Origin of the sequence: Paradesulfitobacterium ferrireducens, from assembly GCF_017310645.1 — a bacterium.
Classification (GTDB): domain Bacteria; phylum Bacillota; class Desulfitobacteriia; order Desulfitobacteriales; family Desulfitobacteriaceae; genus Paradesulfitobacterium; species Paradesulfitobacterium ferrireducens.
Genome location: NZ_JAFLRH010000007.1, coordinates 1 through 15,820 on the forward strand (window position 1 = coordinate 1; position 15,820 = coordinate 15,820).

Genomic DNA, 15,820 nt, shown 5'->3' on the forward strand with positions numbered 1-15,820 from the left:
CAGCTTGACGAAGAAACCTATAAAGATAAATGCTTTTTCAAAGAACGCTGGATTAAAGAAAATGGCCTGGAACAAAAACTTATTGTCACTTACTCCATCAAGTACAAAAACTATCAACGCCAAATTCGCAATTCACAAATCGAACGTGCTCAGAAATTACTTAATTCGAATCCGACTAAAATTTCAAAAAGCAATCAGAACGACTATAAGCGCTTTATTAAGAAAACCAGCTGTACGTCTGATGGCGAAATAGCCGACAAAGAACTCTACGCCTTAAATAACGAAACCATTATTGCCGAAGAAGCCTATGACGGATTTTATGCGGTTTGTACGAACCTCGAAGGTAGTGCTCAGGAAATCATCCGAATTAACCAGCGGCGCTGGGAGATTGAAGAATGTTTCCGGATCATGAAAAGCGAGTTTAAAGCCCGACCGGTATACTTAAGTCGCGAGGATAGAATTAAGGCACATTTTACTACCTGCTTCATGTCCCTGATCATTTATCGATTATTGGAAAAGAAGCTAGGAAATAAGTTTACGTGTAGTGAAATCATTAACGGATTAAGAGAAATGAATTTCTATGAGATTAAGGGCGAGGGATATTTACCGACCTACACGAGAACCGATTTTACAGATGCGCTGCATGAGACTTTTGGCTTTCGAACTGATTATGAGATTATTAAAAAAACCCAGATGAAAAAATTTTTGAACACTGCTAAGAAATAAAAAAATTACTCACTTTGTTAAAATACAAAAAAGCTTGAACACCTTGCAAATACAGGGCTTTCAAGCTTTTTATAGTTCTTAACTGTCAAAGATGAGATATTAACAAAGCCTGGGCTTGGGTTGCCCAAAATATTTTCTTAGGAATGCCAGGAGTAACAGATACTTTAGTAGTTATTTTCGAATTTGTAGTAGGCATCGCGATGATCTTCGGTATTCGAGTATTCTGGGCAGCATTAATTGCCATGTTCATGAATGTTCAATTTATTGCAGGTGGATCCTTTAACAATTTCGGTTATATCTGGACGAACTTAGCTATGTTAAAGTTTGCGGCTTATGCCGAACTTCTGGGAGTCGATGGCTTCCTCCGGTTTAAAAAAGGCAAAGATGTGCTGAACAAAGGAACTAACAAACAAGCTGTTATGGCTAAATAATTGATTATTTACTTTCGCTCTCTACAAACCCTTAAATATTCACTCCTCTAGACCTCGGCCCAGCCGAGGTTTTTTTTGCCTTGTTTTCGCGTATGGCAGGATTATTCCCTCGGAATGGAGAATAAAAGGAAGGAGGCCAATGAAGAATAAGGTCAACTATTGTCGAAAATCCAAGGTTATAGGAAGGTTAAATATGAGCGCTAGTGCAAAGGACCGGCATCAATGGCGGGAAGGGTATACCACCGGGAGTTCTGCCGCCGCTGCCGCGAAAGCGGCCTGCCTGCAGCTTCAACAGGTTCGTCATCTTATATTAGGCAATGAGTGGGTGGAAGATCAAAAGATCACGCAGGTGAATATTCCCTTGCCGAATTTAAGTAGATTATCCATTCCAGTGAGCCAGTGCGAGGGAGATGAGCAAAGGGCATGGGCATCTGTAATCAAGGACGGCGGAGATGATCCAGATGTCACCAACGGTCTTGAAATTAAAGCTTGTGTGAACTATTTATCCGAACAAGGCTCAATTCTGATTGAGGGTGGGCACGGAGTTGGTACCGTGACCAAAAAAGGCTTGGCGGTACCGGTAGGAGCAAGTGCGATCAATCCCACACCCCGCCGGATGATCGAACAAGCGGTGCGTGAAGTCTTTCCCCTAGAGGAAATAAAGGTTGTCATTGAGGTCCCGCAAGGGGAAGAAGCAGCAGAGCGTACGCTCAATCCCCGCCTGGGGATTATGAGGGGAATCTCCATCCTGGGTACCACCGGCATCGTCAGGCCCATGTCGGAAGAGGCCTTCAAAACCTCGATTCTTCCGGAATTAGATCAGGCCGTTGCTTACGGACACCGAACGCTGGTGCTCACTCCGGGGAATTACGGTTTCCGGACAGCCGTTGAGCAAATGCATGTTCAACCCGAAGCCGTCATTCAGATGAGCAATTTTGTCGGCTATATTCTGGAAGAAGCGGTGTACCGGGGGATTAAACAAATTCTGTTGCTCGGTCATGTAGGCAAACTGATTAAAGTCGCCGGGGGTATCTTTCATACCCATAACCGGGTCGCGGACGCCCGGTCCGAAATTTTGCTCGCTCATTGTGCCTTGGCGGGAATGGAGCAATCGACCCTGCTCAAGTTAGCCGATATACCGACTCTCGAAGGAGCCGTAAAAGAACTGCTGCAGCTTAATCAGGAAGATTTAGTGCATAAGTTGGCCGCATTGGCCAGTGCCCGAGCAGAGGCCTATGTCCAGCGTAAAGTTAAAATCGGAACGGTCTTGACCCTTCTGGACGGAACATTTGTAGGGTGGGATGAGCAGGCCCAACAGCTCATTCAGGATGAAGGTTGGATTTGGCCCGTTAGGGATTAACTATCTATCGCTTGAAAAATACGAGGTGTAATTGCTTGCTTATAGCAGGAATTTCTTTATTGACACCGAATAATATACTAAAATCTTACTGACTACTGACTCCTGACTACTCAACCAAATATTCTTCTTAAGGTCCCTCAGCAAGAGGGGTAATAGGGAAGCCGGTGTGAATCCGGCGCGGTCCCGCCACTGTGAACAGGGAGTTTCCTCAAGAAGCCACTGGCGTTTGCTGGGAAGGCTGAGGACAACGAGGATCTGAAGCCAGGAGACCTGCCTTAAGTTATTCCACAGGCCTACGCGTGATAGGTGGTGTGTCATTCGACCATTGCGAGCCTGTTTAGGCTCTTTTTATTTTTTTTCAATTTTAGAAGAGATAAGGAGAAAACCATGCTTTATGTGATTGGAACCGGCCCGGGACGGCCGGAATGGATCCCGCCTGCTGTCAGAGAGACGGTTTTAGGGTGTGATGTTCTAATAGGCAGCGACCGGCTTCTCCAGCTATTTCCTGAGTTTAAGCAGGAAAAGCACACCCTTAATAAAGATCTGGGGCAAACATATCAGCTGATTTCAGAGTTCCTGTCTCACAGACTTTCCATTGGGGTCTTAGTTTCAGGCGACCCGGGGTTTTACAGTATCCTCTCCGGATTGAGGCGGGAATTTCCGGGAGTAGAGATGACCGTGCTTCCGGGGATTAGTTCCATGCAGCTGGCCTTTGCCAAAGCGGGTTTGCCTTGGCAGGACGCTTCCTTTTGCAGTGTCCACGGACGGGACATCCAGACACTGCCCCGTTTCTTTTCCAGTCCCTTAGCGGTGCTTACCGGGGGAGAAAATTCCCCCCAGCGCGTTGCCCAGGTTTTATTAGGCAGAGGGCTTAACTTAAAGATCGCCGTCGGCAATGCTCTCGCTTATGAAGATGAAGTCTGGGATCTTACGGATGCAAGCGTTTTGGCCCGGTCGGAACAGGTGCTCTCCAATGCTATTCTGATTATCTTTCCTCCTGCAAACAGCGGAGAAGGCCGGGTGAGGCTGGGAATTGCAGATGACGAGTTTATCCGGGGGCGCGTCCCTATGACTAAAGCCGAAGTGCGGGTCCAAGTCCTGGCGAAGGCCAGAATAGCTCCCTCCGATAATATTTTAGACGTCGGTGCCGGAACCGGAAGCATTAGTATCGAAGCAGCCATGCTGGCTCCCCACGGACATGTCTATGCGGTGGAACAAAACCCCGAGGCCCAGGATTTAATCAGGAAAAACCGGGAACGTTTTCAAACTCCGAATCTCAGCTTGATTCCCGGAAGCGCGCCTGCCGTCCTGAACCGCGTTCCTCCGGTCCAGGTCTGCATCATCGGAGGAAGCAAGGGGCAATTGCGGGAAATTCTCACCCACGTCCCCTTGGCCAGCGGCGGCAGATTAGTGATGACTGCTGTTACTTTGGAGAATGCGGCCTCAGGGCTGGGACTTTTAAAAGAACTTGGCTATCACGAGGTTGAAGCGGTCTCTTTGCAGGTGGTACGCTGGCAGGAAGCAGCCGGTCTGCACATGGCGAATTCATTGAATCAGGTCTTTATTATTTCCGCAACGAAGGGAGCAGAACATGAATAAGGGCAAATTTTACGGAGTTGGGGTAGGACCGGGAGATCCGAGACTTTTAACGTTGAGAGCGGTGGAAGTTTTGCAGTCGGTGGATATAGTAGCGATCCCCAAATCCCGTCTGGATCGGGAGAGTGTGGCCTGGGAGATTGCCCGTGAGCATTGCCGGGCCGAGACGAAGCTTCTAGAATTAGAAATGCCCATGACCTCAGATCAGGATGTATTGCTGGAAGCATGGCGGGCAGGAGCCGAAGCGGTGCTATCCCGCCTCAACCAGGGCTTGAAGGTCGCGTTTATTACTATCGGAGATCCCTCATTATACAGCACTTATAGTCATCTGCTTCAGTTTCTGCGTCCAGAGCTTGCGCCGGAACAAATTGAAACAGTGCCCGGGATTAGTGCGATGTCCGCTGCCGCAGCCCGTATCCATGAACCGCTTGCGCTCGGAGATGAACCGCTTTTGATCCTCCCGGGAACGGATAACCTGGAACGTTTTCTGGATTTACCGAATCTGGTGATCTTAAAAGTTTCGCGCACGTTGCCGGAAGTTAAGGCCTCCCTGGAAGATTCCGAACGTAAAGCTGTTCTCTTTACCAGAATCGGGCAAACCGGAGAGGATATTCGGACCCTGGATGATTTAGATCCAAGCGGGAAAATTGATTACTTGAGTTTGTTGTTAGTAAAGATGGGGGGAAAGCAATGAAGGGGGAAGTAATTTTCGTGGGAGCAGGACCGGGGGACCCTGAACTCATCACGCTCAAGGGGATGCGCGCTCTAGGGCGGGCAGACCGCGTTATTTATGCCGGTTCCCTGGTCAACCCAGCCCTTTTGCAGCATTGCCGTCCCAATACCCCGGCCCATGACAGCGCCAATCTGACCCTTGAGGACGTCATTAAACTGATGCGGGAAGGAGTGGTCCAAGGGGAAACGGTGGTGCGCCTGCATACGGGCGATCCCTCGGTCTACGGAGCGATCCAGGAGCAAATGGATGCCCTGGCTGAACTCAGTATTCCTTACTCTGTCATTCCGGGAGTGAGCTCTGTCTTTGCCGCTGCGGCTGCGCTCAAACGCGAGTTTACGCTGCCGGATGTGAGCCAAACCTTGATCCTGACCAGGATGGCAGGGCGGACTCCGGTCCCGGACAAGGAAGATCTCTCCGCTCTGGCCCAGCACCGGGCCAGCATGGCCATTTTCCTAAGTGTTCAGGACATGGGGCAAGTGGTTCGGGAGCTGCTCCAAGGCTATGAGCCCACCACTCCGATTGCCGTGGTTTATAAAGCAAGCTGGCCGGAAGAACAGGTGATCATGGGTACGTTAGCAAATATTGTAGCCAAAGTGCGGACGGCGGGAATACGCAAAACCGCGCAAATCCTGGTCGGAGATTTCCTGAATACGGAGTATGCCCGTTCGAAACTCTATGACCCGCAATTCACCCATGAATTCAGGCAGGGGAGTCCGGAACAGTGAATTCTAAGATTGCCGTTATTGCCTTAACTGCTCAGGGTCTGGTCACCGCTGAGCGCATTAAGAAAAAGTTACTGCACCCACACCGAGATACTAATCATTACCATTCGAGTTCGGACTTGCCCAGCTCCGCTTACACAGTCGAGATTTTCCACCATGAACACTGTGGAGAAAAAGAGCATTCATTTAAGCAGCTGCGCGAGTTAGTTCCCCGGATTTGGGCCCAATTCCCGATCTTAATCTTTGTCATGGCGGCGGGCATTGTGGTCAGACAAGTGAGTCCGCTGCTGCAAAGCAAGGCAGTGGACCCGGCCGTCTTAGTGGTTGATGAGAATGCTAAGTTCATCATCCCGCTCGTATCCGGCCATCTGGGCGGCGCCAACGCCTGGGCCCGGGAAATTGCCGGCCTGCTGGAAGCCACTGCGGTGATCACGACGGCCACCGATGGTCAAGGATTGGTTGCTCCGGACGAATATGCCCGGCGTTTAGGCTGGACTATCACTCCCTTAAAGCAGCTGCCGCGGCTTAACCGCTTGCTTCTGGAGCAAAAACACCTGAGCGTGTGGTCTGAACCCTGGTTGGACCCTAAGCATCCGCTGGCATCCGATCCGAGTTACCGTTTTGTTTCGGAACGGGAAAAGGCTGACTTGATCCTGACCGCCTTTCCTTTAGCAAGGTCCGATTCGGATGAAAAAGTTTATCTTATTCCCCGGATCCTGAGTTTGGGGATAGGGTGCCGCCGCCATAGCGAAGCCGCTGTGATTCATGAAGGAATCAGGCAGGCGTTGGCCCGGATTAAAGCCCCCGCTGAGGCTCTCAAAGGGATATTCAGTATTGACTTAAAAGCTGAGGAAAGCGGGCTGATCCAAGCCGCCGCCGACTTAGGAATTCCCTTTCAAACCTTCAATCCGGCGGAAATTCAGGCAGTAAATGACAAGTATCAGTTAAGCAAGTCCGACTTTGTCAGAAAGAAAATAGGAGTGGATGGGGTATGCGAAGCAACGAGCCTGCTTGGAATCAGAAAGGGCAAGTTAATTTTGCCCAAACTCAAATTAAACGGAGTGAGCCTGGCCATCAGCCAGGAAGAATTTATATTGTAGGCCTCGGACCCGGAGACTCGGCCCACATGACTGCCAGAGTAGCTGAAGTGTGGCAGGAAGTAGACACGGTGGCCGGGTATAAAACCTATATCGAGCTGATCCGGCCGTTTTTAACCCAGCAGGAGATCGTGGCCACTGGCATGCGCCAGGAACTTGAACGCTGCCAGGAAGTCGTGCGTTTAGCCGGTCTCGGTCGCAGCGTTGCCCTGGTCAGCAGCGGAGATGCCGGAATTTATGGCATGGCCGGGATTTTACTCGAGTGCCTGGAACAAGCCGGACGCTTGGATATTGAGGTCGAGGTAATCCCGGGGATTACCGCAGCCAATGCCGCCGCCTCACTTTTAGGGGCGCCTTTAATGCATGACTTTGCGGTCATCAGCCTCAGTGATTTACTGACCCCCTGGGAAGTGATCGAACGCCGGGTACGGCTGGCGGCTGAGGGAGATTTTGTGATCGCCCTGTACAATCCCAAAAGCCACGGGCGGACTTCCCAGATTGAGACCGTCAGAGAACTTATCCTAGAACACCGCCGGCCTGAGACCCCGGTTGGAATTGTCAGGGAAGCCCTGCGCGGAACTGAAACCTCCGTGATGATCAGCACCTTGGACGAGTTTACGCTGAAACCGATAGATATGCTGTGCACGGTCATTATCGGAAATTCCCAGACTAAAAAAATCGGGCCTTACTTAGTCACCCCCAGGGGTTATCAGCTATGAAATTTCTGGTACTTGCCGGAACCCAGGATGGACGGACGATTGGGGAAGAACTGGCCAAAACCGGACATGAGGTGGTGCTCTCGACCTTAACGGAATACGGGGCAAACCTGGCTCAAGCCCAAGGACTTAAGGCGCGCTTCGGAGCGTTTGAACGAGAATCGCTAAGGCAGTTCTTAAAGCATGAGAGTATCCAGGCGATAGTGGATGCGACCCATCCCTATGCACAGGTCATCCAAAAACTGGCCCGCTCCCTGGGCTCAGAATTGAACCTGCCTTATTTCCGGTGGGAAAGGCCCGGCACGGTATTTGAAGATAATCCTTTAATCCGGTGGGCCCTGGACATTGAAGAAGCGTCCAGGATAGCCGCGGCTTCAGGGGAAAAAATTCTGCTCACCACTGGGAGCAACGCTCTGCCGGAATGGGTCAGTATGCCGTGCCTCAAAGATAAGCGTTTGTATGTAAGGGTCTTGCCAACCTCCGCCGTCCTGGTACGCTGTGAATCTCTGGGGTTAACCCCGGGGCAAATTATTGCGGCCCAAGGCCCTTTTACCAAAGAATTTAACCTGGCTCTGATCAGGCAATTTCAAATAGATGTAGTGGTAACCAAGGACAGCGGAAAAAGCGGGGGAACCCGGGAAAAAATCGAAGCCTGCCTTGAGGCAGGAATCCCCCTGGTCATGCTTAAACGTCCGGAACGAACGGGGGAAGGACTTGAACTCTTAGAATTCATCAAGAAGTTGGAGGAAAAGCTATGTCAACCGCCATTATTCTCTTAGGACATGGAAGCCGGCGCGAGGAAGCCAACCTGGGATTGCTTCAGGTTGCCCGCAAAGTCAGTGCCATGCTGGGGCGGGATGTTACCCCGGCGTTTATGGGACATGCCGAACCCAGTTTAACCACGGCCATCCTGGAAAAAATCCGGGAAGGCGTGCGCACGGTTATCATTATGCCCTTGTTTTTATTTCGGGGAATTCACGTAAGCATTGACATTCATGAAGAAATCAAAGGCATCCGGGCCGAGCACCCTGAAGTCGAGATCATTTTTACTTCAGAACTGGGAGCAGATGATATGATTGCCCAGTTAGCCAGTTCCCGGATTAAGGAGGCTATCGGGGGATGAATTTTATCACGAATCCCAGCCAGATTGAAAGTGAGAGCATGCGCTATATTCGAAAGATGCTCCGTCAAACCTGGCCCGAACAAGAACTGCCAGTGGTGGAGCGCTTGATTCATACGACCGGCGACCTGGCACTCGAGGGGGATATCCTGATCCATCCTCAAGCCATTGCCTCCGGGCTCAAGGCCTTGCGCGCCGGAGCCCCGGTCATTACGGACGTGGAAATGGTCCGTTCCGGAGTCGCGAAAAAGAACCTGCAGCTTCTAGGGGGAAAAGCGGAATGCTTTCTCAATGATCCCCTGGTTGCGGCCCAGGCTGAGGCCTGGGGGCTTACCCGCACCATGACCGCCTTGCGTCTCCACCAAAAATCCTTAAGCGGGTCGATCGTTGCTATCGGGAATGCTCCCACAGCCCTGGTCGAAATTATAGAACTGGCCCAGGATCCCACGGTGCGACCAGCCTTAATCGTGGGGATGCCGGTTGGTTTTGTCGGGGCTAAAGAATCTAAGGAACTGTTGTGGGAGCAGCAGGAGTATCCGTCCATTACCGTACGCGGCACCCGGGGGGGCAGCCCCTTGGCGGCAGCTACCGTGAACGCACTCATTTATATGGCGTCCGGGCGTATATCTTAGCATCGATCTCAAGTCAAGCAGGTATACCGTACGCAGTATAAAGCGCAGGCAGTATAAAGAAAGATGGGGGAAGAATGACAAAGCGAGCAGCGTCCTTGATGATTCAGGGGACATCGTCCAGTGTGGGTAAAAGTGTGCTGGCGGCGGCTTTCTGCCGCATTTTCTACCAGGAGGGCTATCTGGTAAGCCCCTTTAAGGCTCAGAATATGGCCTTAAATTCCTTTGTGACCCTGGCCGGAGGAGAGATGGGCCGGGCCCAGGTGGTGCAGGCCCAGGCTGCCGGGAGAGAGCCGGACGTGCTCATGAACCCAGTCTTACTTAAGCCGAGCGGACAGGCGAGTTCTCAGGTGGTGATCCTGGGCAAGCCGCAGGGCAACCTATCCGCCCTCCGCTATCACGGGGAATACCAGCAAAAGACCTGGCCAGTTGTGCGCTCTTCCCTTGCCCGTCTGCAGCAGGAAAATGAGATTCTGATCATAGAAGGCGCCGGCAGCCCCGCCGAAGTGAACTTAAAACAAAATGATATTGTGAACATGCGCGTAGCTCTCGAAATCGAAGCCCCCGTGCTGCTGGCGGCGGACATCGACCGGGGCGGAGCCCTGGCCTCGGTGGTCGGGACTCTGGAACTCTTAGAGCCGGAGGAAAGAGTGCTGGTTAAGGGAATTATTCTTAATAAATTTCGCGGGGATTTAACTCTCTTGCAGCCGGCCCTTGATTTCCTTGAACATAAAACCGGAATTCCGGTAGTGGGAGTGGTTCCGTATTTCACAGATTTCCGGATTCCGGAAGAGGATTCTGTGGCCTTGGATATGGAGTCCGGCACCCAGGAATCCACGGCCGGTCAATTGGATATTGCGGTCATTCGCTTACCTTATATCTCGAACTTTACGGATTTTGACGCCTTGAAAGATGAAGCAGATGTCACGGTTAGATATGTCAATAAAGTTTCGGAGCTTGGGCAGCCGGATCTGATCATATTGCCCGGAAGCAAAAATACCTTGGGCGACCTCCAGTTTTTGCACCAAAGCGGCTTAGGTCCGGTGCTTCAGGAATGGTGGCACAACTCAAAACCCATCATCGGAATCTGCGGCGGATATCAGATGATGGGGCTGGTGGTCCGTGACCCGCAGCACACGGAGTCAGACCTAGAGGAAATCCCGGGACTAGGGATCCTGCCTTTGGAAACTGAGTTTTCCCCTGTGAAATATACCGTACAAACCCAAGGAATTGTCGTGGGAAACGGAGCCTTCTTCAACCGCTGTTCCGGGTCGGAAGTATGCGGGTATGAAATTCATATGGGCCGTTCGGTCGCTTCTTCTCAGAACCAGCCTCTTTTCAGCCTGCATGCAGAGAATCGGAACTACCCTGACGGTTTGCAAGCCAAGAATGCTTTTGGCACCTATCTTCACGGGATCTTTGATAATGACCCCCTGCGCCAGGCATTGCTGGAATGGCTCTGGGAAAGGCGCGGGCAAAAGCGGAGCGTTCATCAATCTGTCTCGCAAACGGCGCTGCGGGAGCAGGCTTTTAACCGCTTAGCGGACTTAGTACGGCAAAACGTCGACTTGGCTAAAATTCGCGCCATGATGAAGCTGGATCAGAAATGATGACTCACGTGACTCTAGTTTTATCAGCCTTTATCTTAGACCAGCTTATCGGAGACCCGCCGTCTCTTCCGCACCCGGTGATTCTGATGGGTAAAGCCATCTCTTGGCTGGAGGATTGGTTAAATGATGGCACTCCTGCCAGGCGCAGATTGAACGGAGCTTTAATGGCTATCGGGTTAACCTCGGTTACATTCTTCTTAACCTGGGGTTTGCTGAAGCTGATCGGCTTACTCTCTCCGGCAGCCTCCGTGATCCTGGAAGTATACCTGATCTCGACCGCTATTGCTTCCAAGTCTTTGCGTGCGGCCGGGCGCTCGGTGCTGCAGCCGCTTCTGGAGCGTGACCTGGCCAAGGCCCGCTTGCGCCTGTCTTGGCTGGTAAGCCGGGATACCTCAAAACTGCGCTCAGCCGAGATTGTGCGCGGTACTGTCGAAACCCTGGCTGAAAACTTTGTGGACGGGATCCTGTCTCCGCTTTTTTATGCAGCCATCGGCGGAGCACCGTTGGCCTTAGCCTTTAAGGCGGTAAGTACGCTTGATTCCATGGTGGGATATAAGAATGAACGCTTTCGGGACTTTGGCCGGTTTTCCGCGCGCATGGATGATGCAGCCAATTATATCCCTGCCAGGCTTTCCGTTCCCATCCTCCTCTTGGCAGGGGCGCTTTTACGGATGCCTGTAACAAAGGGATACAAAATCTGGAGGCGCGACTCCGGCTCCCATCCCAGTCCCAATGGGGGAAATCCGGAAAGTGTGGTCGCCGGTTTGCTCAAGATTCAGCTGGGCGGAATCAATATTTATCATGGGCAACTTCATCACCGGGCCGAAATGGGTGAGCCGGTGCGCCTGCTGCAACCGCAGCTGATTCAGGAGTGCCTTAGCTTAGTCCGAGTAAGCGAATGGCTGGCACTCTTCCCAATTTTAGCACTGGCCTGGATCTTAGGAGGAATTTAAGATGCACATACCCCGCGTTGTTCTGGCCGGAACGCATAGCGGAGCCGGCAAGACCACCATTGCCACCGGCATCATGGCCGTATTGCATCAAGACGGGTTTCCTGTCCAGGGATATAAAGTTGGGCCGGACTATATTGACCCAACCTATCATACTTTGGCTACGGGCAGGCCATCCCGCAATCTCGACCGCTGGTTGCTCTCCTCTCATCTAAGAGAGGTTTTTGCCCGCAGTGCCAAAGAAAATTGGGCAGTCATCGAGGGTGTGATGGGGATGTTCGACGGCATGAGCGGAACGCCCGGTTATGGCAGTACCGCCGATATCGCCCGGGAGCTGAAAGCTCCGGTCATTCTGATCGCGGACGGCAGCTCCATGGCTCGCAGTGCCGCCGCTTTAGTCTACGGCTACCAGAATTTTGAACAGGGGCTTCACCTTGCCGGAGTGATATTTAACCGGGTTAAATCAAAGATGCAAGAACAGATCTTACGCACAGCCATCAAGGAATTGGACCTTCCGGTCTTGGGCTGCCTGCCGCTTGAGACCAATCTTCGGCTGCCGGAACGACATTTGGGCTTAGTTCCGGTTGGCGAGCACAAGCCCAGGGAAGAATATATTGAAGATTTGGCTATAAGCATACGCCAATATATCGACATCGATCTGCTAATAGAAATTATGCAGAGTGCGCCTGCCTTTCAGCCTACATCCGAATACAGAGATTTGAATGAACAACTTAAAGTAGACGCTAACCTTGAACAAGACACTCAGCTTAAAAGCCGATTCCGTTTAGGGTACGCTTGGGATGAAGCATTTTTGTTTTATTACCGGGATGCCCTTGAACTGATGCAGCGGCGGGGGTTTACACTCATTCCGTTCAGCCCGCTTCATGACCGGTCTTTGCCCCCGGAGCTCGATGGGCTCATGCTCGGCGGGGGATTTCCGGAGTTGTTTCTCGAGCAGTTAAGCCAAAACCAGTCCATGCTTGAGTCCATCCGCAGGTTTCATGCCGGCGGCAAGCCCATCTATGCTGAATGCGGAGGGTACATGTATCTTGGGCAATCGATTGCAGATTTTAACGGAAATTCCTACCCGGTGGTCGGGATTATCCCCATGCATTCCGAGATGACTTCCCGTTTGCAGGGGATCGGCTATCACCGGGGAGAATTACTCAAGCCCTCTTTTCTAGGCAAGGAAGGCACTTTGGTCCAAGGGCATGAATTTCATTATTCCAAAGTAACTTTTGACAGTGAACCCAAACCGGCTTATCGCCTCATAAAGGGAGAGAGTGAGCGCTTGGAAGGGTATGCCCATCAAAATATTTTTGCTTCCTATTTGCACTTGAATTTTGCCGGACAGCCTGAACTTATTGAGTTTTGGCACCAAACAAACGGGGTTTCACCATGATTACAGTCTATACCGGTAATGGAAAAGGCAAAACCACCTCCGCTTTAGGAGAAGGATTGATTGCTTTAAGCCAGGGGAAAAACGTATTAATGATTCAGTTTCTTAAAGGGAGCACCTATGCGGGGGAACTCAGCGGTTGTTCCCGTTTAGGTGTTCCCGTGCTTCAATTCGGAGTAGGCTGCGTCTGGTCCGGAATGATTCGCACCGGCTTAAAACATTGCAGCGGCTGCGGAGACTGTTTTCGCCAAAATCGTGACCCCGGAATTGCAATCCCCTTGGTGCAGCAGGCAGTATCCTTGCTTAAACAGAGGCTAGCGTCAGACGAATATGATCTGATCATTCTGGATGAAGTCAGCCATGCACTCAACTATGAGTTCTTATCCTTATCGGAATTAACTGGGCTCTTAACGACAGGATGCTGTGACTGGATTTTAACCGGACGCAAAATGCCTGAATCCTTGCAGCCTTTGGTTGATCACTGGTGGGAATTGAATCTGCGGAAACATCCCTTTCAAGAAGGGCTTAAGAGCCGGAGGGGGATTGAGTATTAATGAAGCCAGCCGTAGGGAGAGCCCGCTGCCCGGGAACTTGCGGGGAATGGGTTCAAGGTGCCCGGGATGGGCAGCCTTTTCTAATCGACTGCCCCATCGACCGCTATGCCGAGGTTGAGGCCACTCTTAAACCCGAGCGTCCGGGATGGACTGTTCCCAGAGCGAAGACAAAAGCAAGCCGGGCTTTGGATTTGTTTTTGGCTGAACGGGGACTGACAACGGGCGGGGAATTGCGTTTTTTATCCCAACTCCCGGTTGGAAAAGGAATGGCCAGCTCTACCGCCGATATTGCCGCTTCTGTAGCAGCGACTTTGTTTGCCCTGGGAGAGACCCCGGACGCCGCCGAATTGGCCCATCTGGCTTTGCGGATCGAACCCAGCGACAGTGTCATGTTTCCGGGAATTACGGAAATCAACCATGTTCAGGGCAACTATTATAAAGTCCTGGGACCGTCGGTACCAGCACAGTTTCTGGCGCTTGACTGGGGGGGAATGGTGGATACCATTTCCTTTAATTTGCGCTTCGACTTAGCCGGACACTACCGCAAGTATGAACATAATATCGGCAAAGCCCTCGGGCTGGTAAGAAGCGGAGTTGAGCACGCCGACTTGGAAAAGCTGGCCCTCGGGGGAACGATTAGCGCCCTGTGCAATCTTGAGATTAATCCAAAACCGCATTTCGGGAAATTTAAGGAATGGGTTCGCCTAAACGGCGGGCTGGGAGTGATCACGGCCCATAGCGGCACCTTGCTTGCCGGTGTTTTTGAAAGCGATCGGCCGCTGAAACACCTGATCCCGGATGCCGAAGAACGCTTTCAACCGGCCTCTGTCCATTATTATCAGGCCCGGGACGGGGGAGTGCAAGGGGTAGAAGACTGGAATGAACCTACATTTTATCAACGGATTGAGGTGAGATGATGCACGGGGGCAATTTGCGACAGGCGCAGGAGATCTATGGCAGAGAAGATTTTATTGATCTTTCGGCCAATATCAACCCTTTCGGCCCCCCTCCTTCGGTGTGGTCCGCTTTAACCCGGGCACTTCCTGAGATTGTGCATTATCCTGATCCTGAAAGCAAGGAGCTCCGGACCATGTTTGCCCGCCGCTTAGATGTGCCGATGGAACAAATTCTAGTAGGCAACGGAGCAGGGGAATTGATCTATACCGTGGTTAATGCCTTAAAGCCGAGAAGAGTTGCGATTCCGGTTCCGGCATTCAGTGAATATGAACGGGCAGCCTGCGCTGTCCAGGCTGAGGTGATTACGATCCCTTTAGGGGAAAAGGGGTGGAGATCTTTGCCTTCGCTCGCTTCACCACCTGAACGAAATGCTTTTGCAGCTGCCTGGCGCAATCATTTGACAGGGTGTAACCTGCTTTTTCTATGTTCTCCCCATAACCCGACAGCGAGTATCCTTTCCTACCGTCATTTTCTAATCATTTTAGAAAGTGCCCGAACAGTCGGATGCAAAGTGATCTTAGACGAATCATTTCTGGATTTTGTTTCTGACGATATCTGCTGGTCGGGACGGACTGAACTTAAAGAGAACTCTCACTTAATCGTACTTTATTCTTTAACGAAATTTTACTCTCTTCCGGGACTGCGCTTAGGTGTGTTGATGGCGCAGGAAAATCTAGTTTCTCTGTTAAAAGATTATCGCGATCCTTGGTCTGTGAACGTCTTAGCCCAGAAGGCCGGAGTGAGTGCCCTAAAGGATCCGGAATTTCGGGTAAATACTCTGGAAAAACTGGCTCAGGCTAAGGAATACCTGTATACGGAATTTACCCGGAATAGATTCCGCCATCTTGAGCTCTTACCTTCCTCGGTTAACTTTGCCTTAATTAAAATCTTGGACCGGCCGGCCTCTCTGTTAGTTCAACAACTGGGGAAAAAGGGCATCTTGGTCCGAGATTGTACAAATTTTAACGGCTTAACCGGAGAGTTTATCCGAATAGCGATCAAAGATATTCCGAAGATGAAAGCGCTAATCGAAGCTTTGTCTCTGCTTTACGGCAGCGACAAAACGGAGTAAACACTTCAGACATGTAGTTTAGACGCCATCGTTCACAAAAAGGAGCCATGTCTATGCATTTATGCATACGCGCATAGAAACTCTTATGGCCCGCATGGATTCGCTAAATAATGAAGGGAGAAATATACGAAACTCTACATTTTCAATT

17 protein-coding genes and 1 riboswitch are annotated in these 15,820 nt (G+C 51.2%); all 17 genes read left to right on the plus strand.

Annotated elements, in window-relative coordinates; all coding sequences use genetic code 11:
- Window positions 1-726, plus strand: a 726-nt coding sequence (locus J0X21_RS02640) for an IS1634 family transposase (protein WP_206810271.1), incomplete at its 5' end; no start/stop codon positions are given.
- Between the two features lie 200 nt (window positions 727-926).
- The gene (locus J0X21_RS02645; protein WP_328812111.1) at window positions 927-1,157 is read left to right on the plus strand and encodes a hypothetical protein; all 231 of its coding nucleotides are present in this window, start codon (window positions 927-929) and stop codon (window positions 1,155-1,157) included.
- A 193-nt stretch (window positions 1,158-1,350) separates the two neighbouring features.
- Window positions 1,351-2,517 (plus strand): cobalt-precorrin-5B (C(1))-methyltransferase CbiD, encoded by a 1,167-nt coding sequence (gene cbiD, locus J0X21_RS02650; protein WP_206810280.1) that lies wholly within the window; start codon window positions 1,351-1,353, stop codon window positions 2,515-2,517.
- Window positions 2,518-2,630: 113 nt separating this feature from the next.
- Window positions 2,631-2,809, plus strand: a riboswitch (cobalamin riboswitch).
- A 95-nt stretch (window positions 2,810-2,904) separates the two neighbouring features.
- Window positions 2,905-4,116, plus strand: a complete 1,212-nt coding sequence (cbiE, locus tag J0X21_RS02655; RefSeq protein ID WP_206810282.1) for a precorrin-6y C5,15-methyltransferase (decarboxylating) subunit CbiE — start codon at window positions 2,905-2,907, stop codon at window positions 4,114-4,116.
- Complete coding sequence (gene cobI, locus J0X21_RS02660; protein WP_206810284.1) at window positions 4,109-4,807, plus strand: precorrin-2 C(20)-methyltransferase; 699 nt, start codon at window positions 4,109-4,111, stop codon at window positions 4,805-4,807. The genes cbiE and cobI overlap by 8 nt, the downstream gene beginning before the upstream one ends.
- On the plus strand, window positions 4,804-5,571 hold the full coding sequence (gene cobM, locus J0X21_RS02665; protein ID WP_206810286.1) for a precorrin-4 C(11)-methyltransferase: 768 nt from the start codon (window positions 4,804-4,806) through the stop codon (window positions 5,569-5,571). Before cobI ends, cobM begins: the two co-directional genes overlap by 4 nt.
- Window positions 5,568-6,668: a cobalt-precorrin 5A hydrolase gene (locus J0X21_RS02670; RefSeq protein WP_206810288.1), complete on the plus strand. Its 1,101-nt coding sequence runs from the start codon at window positions 5,568-5,570 to the stop codon at window positions 6,666-6,668. The genes cobM and J0X21_RS02670 overlap by 4 nt, the downstream gene beginning before the upstream one ends.
- A gap of 26 nt (window positions 6,669-6,694) precedes the next feature.
- The gene (gene cobJ, locus J0X21_RS02675; protein ID WP_236006040.1) at window positions 6,695-7,384 is read left to right on the plus strand and encodes a precorrin-3B C(17)-methyltransferase; all 690 of its coding nucleotides are present in this window, start codon (window positions 6,695-6,697) and stop codon (window positions 7,382-7,384) included.
- Window positions 7,381-8,160, plus strand: coding sequence for a precorrin-6A reductase (gene cobK, locus J0X21_RS02680; RefSeq protein WP_206810300.1), 780 nt, complete (start codon window positions 7,381-7,383; stop codon window positions 8,158-8,160). Before cobJ ends, cobK begins: the two co-directional genes overlap by 4 nt.
- Window positions 8,136-8,504 carry a sirohydrochlorin chelatase gene (locus J0X21_RS02685; RefSeq protein WP_206810302.1) on the plus strand — a complete coding sequence of 123 codons (369 nt, stop codon included), beginning with the start codon at window positions 8,136-8,138 and terminating at the stop codon, window positions 8,502-8,504. The genes cobK and J0X21_RS02685 overlap by 25 nt, the downstream gene beginning before the upstream one ends.
- Window positions 8,501-9,133 (plus strand): precorrin-8X methylmutase, encoded by a 633-nt coding sequence (locus J0X21_RS02690; protein ID WP_206810304.1) that lies wholly within the window; start codon window positions 8,501-8,503, stop codon window positions 9,131-9,133. Before J0X21_RS02685 ends, J0X21_RS02690 begins: the two co-directional genes overlap by 4 nt.
- A 74-nt stretch (window positions 9,134-9,207) precedes the next feature.
- A complete protein-coding gene (locus J0X21_RS02695; protein ID WP_206810305.1) occupies window positions 9,208-10,740 on the plus strand; it encodes a cobyric acid synthase in 1,533 nt (510 codons plus the stop codon).
- Window positions 10,740-11,693: an adenosylcobinamide-phosphate synthase CbiB gene (gene cbiB, locus J0X21_RS02700; RefSeq protein ID WP_236006041.1), complete on the plus strand. Its 954-nt coding sequence runs from the start codon at window positions 10,740-10,742 to the stop codon at window positions 11,691-11,693. Before J0X21_RS02695 ends, cbiB begins: the two co-directional genes overlap by 1 nt.
- 1 nt (window position 11,694) lies before the next feature.
- Window positions 11,695-13,092, plus strand: a complete 1,398-nt coding sequence (locus J0X21_RS02705) for a cobyrinate a,c-diamide synthase (RefSeq protein ID WP_206810316.1) — start codon at window positions 11,695-11,697, stop codon at window positions 13,090-13,092.
- A complete protein-coding gene (locus tag J0X21_RS02710; protein WP_206810318.1) occupies window positions 13,089-13,643 on the plus strand; it encodes a cob(I)yrinic acid a,c-diamide adenosyltransferase in 555 nt (184 codons plus the stop codon). The genes J0X21_RS02705 and J0X21_RS02710 overlap by 4 nt, the downstream gene beginning before the upstream one ends.
- Window positions 13,643-14,560, plus strand: a complete 918-nt coding sequence (locus tag J0X21_RS02715; protein WP_206810320.1) for a GHMP family kinase ATP-binding protein — start codon at window positions 13,643-13,645, stop codon at window positions 14,558-14,560. Before J0X21_RS02710 ends, J0X21_RS02715 begins: the two co-directional genes overlap by 1 nt.
- Entirely contained in the window at window positions 14,560-15,672 is a 1,113-nt protein-coding gene (locus tag J0X21_RS02720; RefSeq protein ID WP_206810322.1) for a pyridoxal phosphate-dependent aminotransferase, read from the plus strand. Before J0X21_RS02715 ends, J0X21_RS02720 begins: the two co-directional genes overlap by 1 nt.
- Window positions 15,673-15,820: the final 148 nt, after the last annotated feature.

What these genes read in the sequence shown, in the direction of transcription:
- J0X21_RS02645 (WP_328812111.1), top strand. Translation starts at nt 927, where the DNA reads ATGATCTTCGGTATTCGAGTATTCTGGGCAGCATTAATTGCCATGTTC.
- cbiD (WP_206810280.1), top strand. Translation starts at nt 1,351, where the DNA reads ATGAGCGCTAGTGCAAAGGACCGGCATCAATGGCGGGAAGGGTATACC.
- cbiE (WP_206810282.1), top strand. Translation starts at nt 2,905, where the DNA reads ATGCTTTATGTGATTGGAACCGGCCCGGGACGGCCGGAATGGATCCCG.
- cobI (WP_206810284.1), top strand. Translation starts at nt 4,109, where the DNA reads ATGAATAAGGGCAAATTTTACGGAGTTGGGGTAGGACCGGGAGATCCG.
- cobM (WP_206810286.1), top strand. Translation starts at nt 4,804, where the DNA reads ATGAAGGGGGAAGTAATTTTCGTGGGAGCAGGACCGGGGGACCCTGAA.
- cobJ (WP_236006040.1), top strand. Translation starts at nt 6,695, where the DNA reads ATGACTGCCAGAGTAGCTGAAGTGTGGCAGGAAGTAGACACGGTGGCC.
- cobK (WP_206810300.1), top strand. Translation starts at nt 7,381, where the DNA reads ATGAAATTTCTGGTACTTGCCGGAACCCAGGATGGACGGACGATTGGG.
- J0X21_RS02685 (WP_206810302.1), top strand. Translation starts at nt 8,136, where the DNA reads ATGTCAACCGCCATTATTCTCTTAGGACATGGAAGCCGGCGCGAGGAA.
- J0X21_RS02690 (WP_206810304.1), top strand. Translation starts at nt 8,501, where the DNA reads ATGAATTTTATCACGAATCCCAGCCAGATTGAAAGTGAGAGCATGCGC.
- J0X21_RS02695 (WP_206810305.1), top strand. Translation starts at nt 9,208, where the DNA reads ATGACAAAGCGAGCAGCGTCCTTGATGATTCAGGGGACATCGTCCAGT.
- cbiB (WP_236006041.1), top strand. Translation starts at nt 10,740, where the DNA reads ATGACTCACGTGACTCTAGTTTTATCAGCCTTTATCTTAGACCAGCTT.
- J0X21_RS02705 (WP_206810316.1), top strand. Translation starts at nt 11,695, where the DNA reads ATGCACATACCCCGCGTTGTTCTGGCCGGAACGCATAGCGGAGCCGGC.
- J0X21_RS02710 (WP_206810318.1), top strand. Translation starts at nt 13,089, where the DNA reads ATGATTACAGTCTATACCGGTAATGGAAAAGGCAAAACCACCTCCGCT.
- J0X21_RS02715 (WP_206810320.1), top strand. Translation starts at nt 13,643, where the DNA reads ATGAAGCCAGCCGTAGGGAGAGCCCGCTGCCCGGGAACTTGCGGGGAA.
- J0X21_RS02720 (WP_206810322.1), top strand. Translation starts at nt 14,560, where the DNA reads ATGCACGGGGGCAATTTGCGACAGGCGCAGGAGATCTATGGCAGAGAA.